This is a genomic window from Bacillus sp. AF62 (assembly GCF_050312695.1).
Lineage (GTDB): Bacteria > Bacillota > Bacilli > Bacillales > Bacillaceae_G > Bacillus_A > Bacillus_A cereus.
Genome location: NZ_JBNPJZ010000040.1, coordinates 1 through 9,580, shown reverse-complemented (window position 1 = coordinate 9,580; position 9,580 = coordinate 1). Strand labels below are relative to the sequence as shown.

Below are 9,580 nucleotides of genomic sequence, written 5' to 3'. Positions count from 1 at the left end.
ACTGGACCGACTGGACCGACTGGACCGACTGGACCGACTGGACCGACTGGACCGACTGGACCGACTGGACCGACTGGTGACACTGGGGCTACTGGACCTACGGGGCCGACTGGTGACACTGGGGCTACGGGGCCGACTGGTGACACTGGAGCTACTGGACCTACGGGGCCGACTGGACCGACTGGACCGACTGGACCGACTGGACCATCCGGACTAGGACTTCCAGCAGGATTGTATGCATTTAACTCCGCTGGAATTTCTTTAGATCTTGGACTTAATGCTCCAGTACCATTTAATACTGTTGGATCTCAGTTTGGTACAGCAATTTCTCAATTAGATGCTGATACTTTCGTTATTGCTGAAACTGGATTCTATAAAATCACTGTTATCGTATATACTGCGGCAATAAGTGTATTAGGGGGGCTTACAATCCAAGTAAATGGGGTATCTGTACCAGGTACTGGGGCTACTTTAATCTCAGTTGGAGCACCTATCGTTGTTCAAGCAATTACGCAAATTACGACAACTCCATCATTAGTTGAAGTAATCGTTACAGGACTTGGGCTATCATTAGCTCTTGGTACAAATGCATCTATTATTATTGAAAAAGTTGCTTAATTTTTTACTTAGCAGTAGAACTGTTATCAGTTTTACTGCTTTTTCAATTTTAAATTCAATCATGAAACATTCGCTATCTACATAATCATATTGTTGTATGACATTTTGCAGGAGGCACAAATATGGAAAGTAAATCTGCTGTTCAGCTTTATCTCGAATTGCTAAAGAAGACAATTTTATTTGAAATATGGTTGGAATATGAGGCATACTTACCCGCATCTCTACATATTTCGAAAGAACTAGAATTCGAACCAGTTACAGTCCCCCTCCCTTTATTCATTAAGCAATATGCTGAAAACCATAACTTAAAAATTGTAAAACCAAATGTTTCAAAAAGTGAACGTCATGATGGAATGGATTGGCCAAGAGCAGCACATAGCATGATTGGTCGAGAACGTATGAACCAATTACAAGAGGCAATGGAAACCGTTGTTCGTGAAAATATAGAAGGAGATTTTATTGAAACAGGTGTATGGCGCGGAGGATCATGCATTTTTATGAATGGTTTTTTACAAGCAAACAACATTACGAATCGTAATGTGTGGGTCGCAGATTCATTTGAAGGTTTGCCAGCACCGAATCTAGAACAATATCCAAAAGATTACGGTGATTATTTACACACATTCGATTACTTACGCGTCTCTTTGGAACAAGTACAAGAGAATTTTAAAAAATATGATTTACTAAATGATCAAGTAAAATTTTTAAAAGGCTGGTTTAAAGATACTTTACCAACAGCACCAATTGAAAAAATAGCAATTGCACGGCTTGATGGTGATATGTACGAATCCACAATGGATGGTCTCGTGAACTTATATGATAAAGTTTCTAAAGGTGGCTATATAATTATCGATGACTATGGGCTACCACCATGCGCTGAGGCTGTGACAGACTTTAGAAAGCAACGAAATTTAAAAGCCCCTATTACTAAAATTGATGTATTTGGCGTTTATTGGAGAAAAGAATAAAAAAGATTTAATCTATAGGAGATCCCATTTTCACTCATCCTTCTCTCACTTCTAATCCAACAAAATATTTTTTTTCGGAATCTCCTTACATATAACAATTGTTTTCCTGTGTTCTCTCACTACAAATTGAAAATTTCATTAATAGAGTTACTGCATATTCTCACATAAGAAAGGGGTATACTCATGAGCGAACTTAACAAAGAAATGACTTTACTCCCCCCTCCTGAACTCGTCCAATATGTAGGTGGCGACTTCAAAAAGGTTGGAAAAGAGTTCCTAAAGCATTTTATTCAAATTGGCGCTTTAAAATCAAATGAAAAAGTATTAGATGTAGGCTGCGGCGTCGGCCGAATGGCTGTACCATTAATGAATTACTTAAATGATGATGGAGCGTATTATGGATTTGATTTGTTTAAAGATGGAATTATTTGGTGTCAAAATAACATTTCAACTATGCGTAATAATTTTCACTTTGAACATGTTGACATATACAATCAATTCTATAATCCAGAAGGAAAAGAAGATGCCTCTCAATATCGTTTTCCCTATGAAGACGGAACATTCGATTTTATCTTTTTAACTTCTGTATTTACGCATCTTCTCCCAAAAGAATTAGAACATTACGTATCTGAAATTGTACGTGTATTAAAAAAAGATGGGAGATGTTTCATTACATTCTTTCTAATAAATCCTGAATCGTCCTATTATTTAAATGCAGGACAAAGTACATTAGGTTTTTATCATCGAATTGAAAATTGCTACGTTGTGAATAAAGATATTCCGAATTTTGCAGTTGCTTATCCTGAGACAGATATTTGCAATCTATTGAATAAGTACGGCCTAGAAATAATTAATAAGCCGCATTACGGTTTATGGTGCGGCAGAAATGAATATACAAGTTACCAAGATATTGTTCTTACAAAAAAAAGCTTCTGAAAGGAAGTTATGTATGATGAATGAAAAAAATCCACCTCTCGTTTCCATCCTTATTCCCACTTATAATCGGCCTCATTATTTTAAAATCGCTCTAGAAAGTGCATTGGCACAAACTTATTCAAATATTGAAATCATCATCGGAGATGACAGCACAAATGATGAAACAGAAACTTTAATACGCGAACAATACTTACCAAATTATAAAAATATAACATACATTCGAAATATCCCTACTCTAGGACAATTTCACAATGACCTTATGCTCATAGAAAAATCAAATGGTGAGTATATAAATTTTTTAATGGACGATGACGTGTTTTATAAGCATAAAATACAAAAAATGATGGCCTATTTTGAGCAAGATCCCAATAAAAATCTTGCTCTTGTTACTTCTTATCGAGTACGTATTGATGATCATGGAAATCTAATCGGTGATTCCCATCCAACACAAAGGTTATATAGTGAAGACACTCCATTAAACGGGATATTTTTAGGTAATTGGATGTTAAAAGGTGGGCACAACATTATCGGTGAGCCTACAACTACTTTGTTCCGAAAAGAATTGCTCACTGATCCTTTTGGTACCCTTAAAGAGCGACAATATTCTTGTAGTGTTGATATGGCCTCATGGATTTCTTTACTTTCTAAAGGAAATGCAATATACATTTCTGAGCCTTTAAGTCAATTTCGCTACCATGCTGGACAACAAATACACAATAAGCTCCTTCAAGGTTGTGAAGATTTCACACACCTCGTTATAACAGCAAAAGAATATGGCTTTTTACAAAATACTACGGACTATAGAGCAGCTCTACTTAGTGCTTACCAATGGTGTAAAAGTTCCTTAAAATACTATCTTCATCAATTAGATATTTTTCCTGACGCACATGTACGTCTTTCCCATTGTTTGGATATAATTATTAAAGAGTTAAACAATTAAACTACTCTGCAAAATCAAAAGTGTATGGACTATATGTGAATCATTCTTATAGTTCATACATTCTTTCTCATACTATAAAATCCATTACTATAAAGAGCAGTAGAAAGGAATACCTACATTGAAAGATCCAAATTCTCAATATCAAATAGACTACGTATTACTATTTATTTTATTTGCCATTGGGATTGTTAGTTGTTGTGCTATTGCAAGTGCGCAAGCCTCTTTACCACCATTTTTACAAAACGTCAATTTTGTACTAAAGCAAATCCAATGGTACTTCATTGGATTTATAGCCATTGGTGTTATTATGATTATCGATTTCGATCGTTATCAAAAAATTGCTTGGTATTTGTATAGCTTTGCAATGGTACTACTTATTGGACTAGAACTTCAAGTACCAGGTGCCGTTACAATTAAAGGCGCTACTGCTTGGTACAGGCTCCCAGGCATCGGAAATTTTCAGCCTTCTGAAATTATGAAATTGTTTTTAATTATCGTCATTGGAAGAATTATAGCAAATCATAATGAGAAATATTTTTCCCGAACAATGCGTGACGATTTTTTATTACTTGGAAAAATATTTGCAACAAGTTTGCCACCACTACTACTTATCGCAAAAGAACCAGATTTAGGAAACACAATGGTCATTTCAGCGATGCTTGCAGCAATGATACTAGTTTCTGGCATACGATGGCGTTTTATTTTCGGATTAGTTTCAGGTACTTTCGTCGCTGGATCTACATTAATATATATTTTTTTTACTCACACAGATTTCTTTAAAGCACACATTTTAAAAGAATATCAACTAAATCGCTTCTACGGATGGTTAGCACCTTACAAATATGATGCACAAGGCTATCAATTAAGACAAGCATTCTTAGCGACTGGATCCGGAGAAATGCAAGGAAAAGGGTGGGAAAATGGACAAGTATATTTTCCAGAACCACATACAGATTTTATTTTCACTAATGTCGCTGAACAATTTGGATTTCTAGGCGCAAGTGTCATTATTTCACTTTTTTTCTTACTCATTTTTCGAATGATTCATATCGCTTTAGAAAGTAATGATCCTTTCGGTAGTTACATTTGCGCTGGTACAATCGGAATGTTTACTTTCCAAGTATTCCAAAATATCGGGATGACAATCGGATTACTTCCCATTACAGGGATAACATTACCTCTTATGAGCTACGGAGGAAGTTCACTGCTTACATACATGATTGCGATTGGATTCATTTTAAATGTTCGCTCAAGAACGAAAATCTTTATGTTTAAATGAACAACAAAAAAACGCTATATTTTTATCTCTATCCTTTTTTAGATATACTAATGAAAAATACGATGGAGGTTTAAATATGAAATATGACATTATAGGAGATATTCATGGATGCTTCCAAGAGTTTCAAAATTTAACAGAGAAGCTAGGATATAACTGGAGTAGCGGTCTACCGGTTCACCCTGACCAACGTAAACTTGCATTCGTTGGCGATATTACAGACCGTGGTCCTCATTCATTACGTATGATCGAAATTGTATGGGAACTTGTCATACATAAAAAAGAAGCTTATTACGCTCCTGGAAATCACTGTAATAAACTATATCGATTTTTCCTTGGACGTAATGTAACAGTCGCTCACGGACTTGAAACAACTGTTGCTGAATATGAAGCACTTCCTTCTCATAAGCAAAACATTATAAAAGAAAAGTTTACCACTCTTTATGAACAATCACCACTCTACCACATACTAGATGAAAAAAGAGTAATCGTATGTCACGCCGGGATTCGGCAAGATTACATAGGAAGACGAGATAAAAAAGTACAAACCTTTGTATTATATGGCGATATTACAGGAGAAAAGCATGCCGATGGCTCACCTGTCCGTCGTGATTGGGCGCAAGAATACAAGGGGCAAGCTTGGATTGTATATGGACATACACCAGTAGCAGAACCTCGATTCGTCAATCAGACAGTCAATATTGATACTGGTGCTGTATTTGGTGGCAAATTAACCGGATTACGTTATCCTGAAATGGAGACTATCTCTGTCCCTTCTTCGTTACCTTTTGTCGCTGAGAAATTCCGTCCAATTTCATAACTACCTTACTTAGCATTATTTAGGCAGATTTCATATAAAACTGGGTAAAGTAATTAAAAAAAGATGCAATAAAGTGCATCTTTTTTTAATTACCCTACATATAATGTCGCAGGAGGTGACAGAATGAAGAAAAAATCTTCTAAACAAAAAAGAAAATTTCCCCCTTTATATCTGCCCATGTACGGAATTAACAACTGGTGTAGTATTCGAGCTGCAGCGATAGAAGAACTGGAAGAACAAGAGTCATCAAAAAAAAGCAAAGTAAAACCAACATATGTCTCTTTAGAAAATGCTGTGATGAGCCGCATAATCGATCGTAAAAAAATAAAGATGCAACAAAAAAATAAACAGCTCTCAAATCAAGATGAACAGGTACTACATTCTAACCAAACAGAAGAAAAGGCGGAAGAAAATATTTCTGTAGCAATAAATAAAAAAGTGGAACCAGAAATTCCAGCTGCTATTATAAACAAAGTAAAAAAAATAAAAGAAGCATTAGCTTCATCGAATGATATACAAACTGAAAAACCACTCATAATTGAGACACCTACACCTGAAAATACAAAAGTTAAAAGGGGCGGCCGATATGCATATGCGGAGGGGCTTCACTCTCATGCGGAAGGCATGGCAGCACATGCGGAAGGCTTATTAACGCACGCAAAAGGTTCTTTCTCTCATGCAGAAGGATCAAACTCAAAAGCAACTGGACATAGTTCGCATAGTGAGGGAAGTGAAACGACAGCAGGCGGTGCTTATTCTCATGCAGAGGGTAAACAGACGACTGCTTTAGGCGAAGCAGCACACGCAGAAGGAACCGCAACTATCGCTAACGGCTCCTCTTCTCATGCGGAAGGTCATCATACATCAACAGCTCATTTTGCAGGTAGCCATATTATGGGGCGCTTCGGCACTGCAGAAGAAGCTTATTCTTGGTTTATTGCAAATGGTGTAAACGACACCGACCATAATATCGGTGCTAAATGGCTTGCACATAATGGAGAAATGTACATTGAGGGCGCGTCTTACAATGCAAGCGGAACGGATTTTGCGCAAATGTTTGAAACAGAAGGTCATAAACCTATTGATGTCGGTTATTTCGTTACATTTAGTAGCGAAGAAAAAATTCGGGTAGCTACTTCACACGATTCGTTCATTTTAGGAATATCTAGTGCAACCCCTGCACTTATAGGAAATAGCGGGGCTTTAAGTTGGCAAAAACGCTATAAAACAGATAACTTTGGGAAACGCCAATATGTATGGACGGAAACAGAAGAAATACAACCTCTTTTAAATACAGAATGGGATCCAGCTTGCAAATATGTAGCAAGAAAAGATCGCGCCGAGTGGCTTCCTGTCGGATTAATTGGGCAAATGTTAGCACGTGATGACAGCACTTGCGAAACTCATGGATATTGTCGTCCAAATGACAATGGCATTGCTACAAAAGCCGAAAGTGGATTTTTCGTTATAAAGCGTACGGGTGAAAACCAAATTTTAATATTATTCCGCTAAGAAAAAAGGGAACAAAATTCTTTATAATATAAGAATTTTGTTCCCTTTTTAAGCATTCCTAAGTAGCTCTTGCATATCGCTTGGAATTTTTATAGTGAAAGACATTTCTTTCTCTAAAATAGGATGATAAAACGTCAAAGATTTACTATGAAGTGCTTGCCGTTTCATTTCATCCCTTCTTCCTCCATATAAGTTATCACCAAGTAATGGATGTCCTATATGAGCCATATGCACACGAATTTGATGCGTTCTTCCTGTCTCAAGCTCCAGCGCTACATGTGTCTTATCATATGTACTATCAATTACTTTAAAATGAGTAACCGCCCTTTGTCCATCCTCACAAACCGTTCGCTCAATAATGCTATCAGATTTCCGACCAATTGGTGCATCAATCATTCCTTCTCGTTCTACCATCTCACCGTGAACAATTGCTTCATAAGTTCGTTTCACAGCTTTTTGTTGATGCTGCTTAGATAAAAGATGATGCACGAAACGATTTTTTGCAATAAGCATAAGCCCTGAAGTATCACGATCTAACCGTGTTACAATGTGTACTGTACTTGCCAGATGCTGCTTATCATAATGAGATAAAATCGCATTGGCAACACTCCCTGTCGGATGTTCTCTAGATGGAATCGTTGACATGTTCGCCTCTTTATCAATGATAAGAACCGCATCATCTTCATATACAATGCATAAAGGGATATCTTCTGCCATCATCCCTTCACTTCTTTCCTCCACTGGAAAAAAGACACTTAATTCTTCACCAGCGCGCAACTGATGACGAACACTCGCATGTTGACTATTTACTTCAATTGCCCCGCCGTGAAACTTTATATCCGTTAAAGCGGCTTTAGAAATACCTTTCGTTTTCAAAAATTCCCTAACTAAAGTTCCCTCTTCAGCCAGCCCTATATCCCATTTCAATGTAAATCTGTTCAAATATATAACCCTTTCTATTTATCTGCAACAAACGAGTCACGAACTCGTTTCCAGAACGGGAACGGGCGGAAACGAACAAATCGTACTTTCTCGTTTGCTACGCGATACTGGATTGATTTCACATCTTGATGGACCATTGTTAAATGATCCACTGTAATTTGTAAGTTCATTCCTGCAGCCGGCTTTAACACACATGTATGATGCTTCGGCAATACGAGTGGCGATCCTACAGTACGAAACACACGATTGTTAATGGACGCCATTTCTGCAATTTGAATCGCTTCAATAGATGGGTGAATAATTGCTCCGCCAAGCGCTTTATTATACGCAGTACTTCCTGAAGGAGTAGAAATACAAAGGCCGTCCCCGCGGAATGTTTCAAAATATTCTCCGCGTATTTCTACTTCTGTTACTAATGTACCTTCTGCACTTTTTACAGTCGCCTCATTCATCGCTAAATACTGTGACTCTTTACTTCCATTCACATAGCGAATAATAACTTCTAAAAGCGGATATTCCACCACTTGGAATGGTGTTTTTGCAATCGCAATTACTAATTTCTCTACTTCTGTCGGTAACCAATCTGCATAGAAACCTAAATGTCCTGTATGTACACCAACAAATGCTGTTTCATCCAATCGATTATAATAACGATGAAACGCATACAAAAGCGTTCCATCTCCCCCAACAGAAATTACAATATCGGGTTCCTTTTCATCCATTATAAATCCAAAATCTAGCAAGTACTCTTTCATCGTGCTTGCCAGTGTATCTGATGATTGATCTCCCTTTGACATAATTGTAAATTTCATCGCCCAACACCCTTTAGTTTATGATTCGGAATCTTTCGTTTCTTGCTTTCTTGAAAAAGCCTTTTGCGCTTCTTGAATTTCAAGACGAATAGAAGACATTTCTTCATCTAATAAAAACGCCGCTTCAGCTGCACGTTGCAAGCGTATTTTAATATCTTCAGGAAAACGTCCACTATATTTATAATTTAAAGAATGCTCAATTGTTGCCCAAAAGTTCATTGCTAGCGTGCGTATTTGGATTTCTACCAATACTTTTTGTTCACCCTGAATCGTTTGAACAGGATAACTAATGACAACATGATAAGAACGATAACCGCTATCTTTCTTTTGCGTAACATAATCACGTTCTTCCACAATTTCAAAGTCATTTCGTTTTCGAAGATATTCTACAACAGGCTTAATCTCATCAACAAATTGACACATCATTCTAAGCCCAGCAATATCCTGCATATCTTCTCTCAATCGGTCTAGCGGTACATTTCTCTTCTCCGCTTTATCAATAATACTTGCAACCGACTTTACCCTTCCTGTTACAAACTCAATTGGAGAATGCTCTGTTAACATTGCAAATTGAGTACGCATTCCTTTTAGTTTCACTTTCAGCTCTGCCACCGCTTGGTGGTAAGGTGCTAAAAATTCTTCCCAATTTCGATTCATTTCAACCACCACCAAAATCAATCCATTTGCTTATAGAAATACTTTTTCTTTTTCGCCTTAAGATACTAACCGAAAAACTTATCAAAACCCTTATAAATC

General features: G+C 37.1%; 9 protein-coding genes and 1 pseudogene. 7 read left to right on the top strand and 3 right to left on the bottom strand.

Features of this window, described 5'->3' with window-relative positions:
* The 7 genes and pseudogenes from bclA to ACQRBL_RS05820 all read left to right on the top strand — a co-directional run.
* Positions 1–618 (top strand): annotated as a pseudogene (gene bclA, locus ACQRBL_RS05850) (collagen-like exosporium glycoprotein BclA); the annotation flags it as partial.
* Positions 619–740: 122 nt separating this feature from the next.
* On the top strand, positions 741–1,586 hold the full coding sequence (locus ACQRBL_RS05845; protein WP_000444385.1) for a TylF/MycF family methyltransferase: 846 nt from the start codon (positions 741–743) through the stop codon (positions 1,584–1,586).
* Positions 1,587–1,769: 183 nt separating this feature from the next.
* Entirely contained in the window at positions 1,770–2,522 is a 753-nt protein-coding gene (locus ACQRBL_RS05840) for a class I SAM-dependent methyltransferase (RefSeq protein WP_001292840.1), read from the top strand.
* A gap of 13 nt (positions 2,523–2,535) precedes the next feature.
* Complete coding sequence (locus ACQRBL_RS05835; protein WP_003269828.1) at positions 2,536–3,462, top strand: glycosyltransferase family 2 protein; 927 nt, start codon at positions 2,536–2,538, stop codon at positions 3,460–3,462.
* Between the two features lie 118 nt (positions 3,463–3,580).
* Positions 3,581–4,741 carry an FtsW/RodA/SpoVE family cell cycle protein gene (locus tag ACQRBL_RS05830; RefSeq protein ID WP_000654703.1) on the top strand — a complete coding sequence of 387 codons (1,161 nt, stop codon included), beginning with the start codon at positions 3,581–3,583 and terminating at the stop codon, positions 4,739–4,741.
* Positions 4,742–4,817: 76 nt separating this feature from the next.
* The gene (gene prpE, locus ACQRBL_RS05825) at positions 4,818–5,558 is read left to right on the top strand and encodes a bis(5'-nucleosyl)-tetraphosphatase PrpE (protein ID WP_063546802.1); all 741 of its coding nucleotides are present in this window, start codon (positions 4,818–4,820) and stop codon (positions 5,556–5,558) included.
* A gap of 123 nt (positions 5,559–5,681) precedes the next feature.
* Positions 5,682–7,070 (top strand): peptidase G2 autoproteolytic cleavage domain-containing protein, encoded by a 1,389-nt coding sequence (locus ACQRBL_RS05820; protein ID WP_411995821.1) that lies wholly within the window; start codon positions 5,682–5,684, stop codon positions 7,068–7,070.
* 48 nt (positions 7,071–7,118) lie between these two features.
* Here the strand turns inward: ACQRBL_RS05820 and ACQRBL_RS05815 are convergent, their stop codons facing one another.
* The 3 genes from ACQRBL_RS05815 to ACQRBL_RS05805 are packed head-to-tail and all read right to left on the bottom strand — an operon-like array spanning position 7,119 to position 9,481.
* Entirely contained in the window at positions 7,119–8,012 is an 894-nt protein-coding gene (locus ACQRBL_RS05815; protein ID WP_001079126.1) for an RluA family pseudouridine synthase, read from the bottom strand.
* A gap of 14 nt (positions 8,013–8,026) precedes the next feature.
* Positions 8,027–8,824: an NAD kinase gene (locus ACQRBL_RS05810; protein ID WP_000673190.1), complete on the bottom strand. Its 798-nt coding sequence runs from the start codon at positions 8,822–8,824 to the stop codon at positions 8,027–8,029.
* Between the two features lie 18 nt (positions 8,825–8,842).
* Complete coding sequence (locus tag ACQRBL_RS05805; protein ID WP_001081482.1) at positions 8,843–9,481, bottom strand: GTP pyrophosphokinase; 639 nt, start codon at positions 9,479–9,481, stop codon at positions 8,843–8,845.
* Positions 9,482–9,580 lie beyond the last annotated feature (99 nt).

What these genes read in the sequence shown, in the direction of transcription:
- ACQRBL_RS05845 (WP_000444385.1), top strand. Translation starts at nt 741, where the DNA reads ATGGAAAGTAAATCTGCTGTTCAGCTTTATCTCGAATTGCTAAAGAAG.
- ACQRBL_RS05840 (WP_001292840.1), top strand. Translation starts at nt 1,770, where the DNA reads ATGAGCGAACTTAACAAAGAAATGACTTTACTCCCCCCTCCTGAACTC.
- ACQRBL_RS05835 (WP_003269828.1), top strand. Translation starts at nt 2,536, where the DNA reads ATGATGAATGAAAAAAATCCACCTCTCGTTTCCATCCTTATTCCCACT.
- prpE (WP_063546802.1), top strand. Translation starts at nt 4,818, where the DNA reads ATGAAATATGACATTATAGGAGATATTCATGGATGCTTCCAAGAGTTT.
- ACQRBL_RS05820 (WP_411995821.1), top strand. Translation starts at nt 5,682, where the DNA reads ATGAAGAAAAAATCTTCTAAACAAAAAAGAAAATTTCCCCCTTTATAT.
- ACQRBL_RS05810 (WP_000673190.1), bottom strand. Translation starts at nt 8,824, where the DNA reads ATGAAATTTACAATTATGTCAAAGGGAGATCAATCATCAGATACACTG.
- ACQRBL_RS05805 (WP_001081482.1), bottom strand. Translation starts at nt 9,481, where the DNA reads ATGAATCGAAATTGGGAAGAATTTTTAGCACCTTACCACCAAGCGGTG.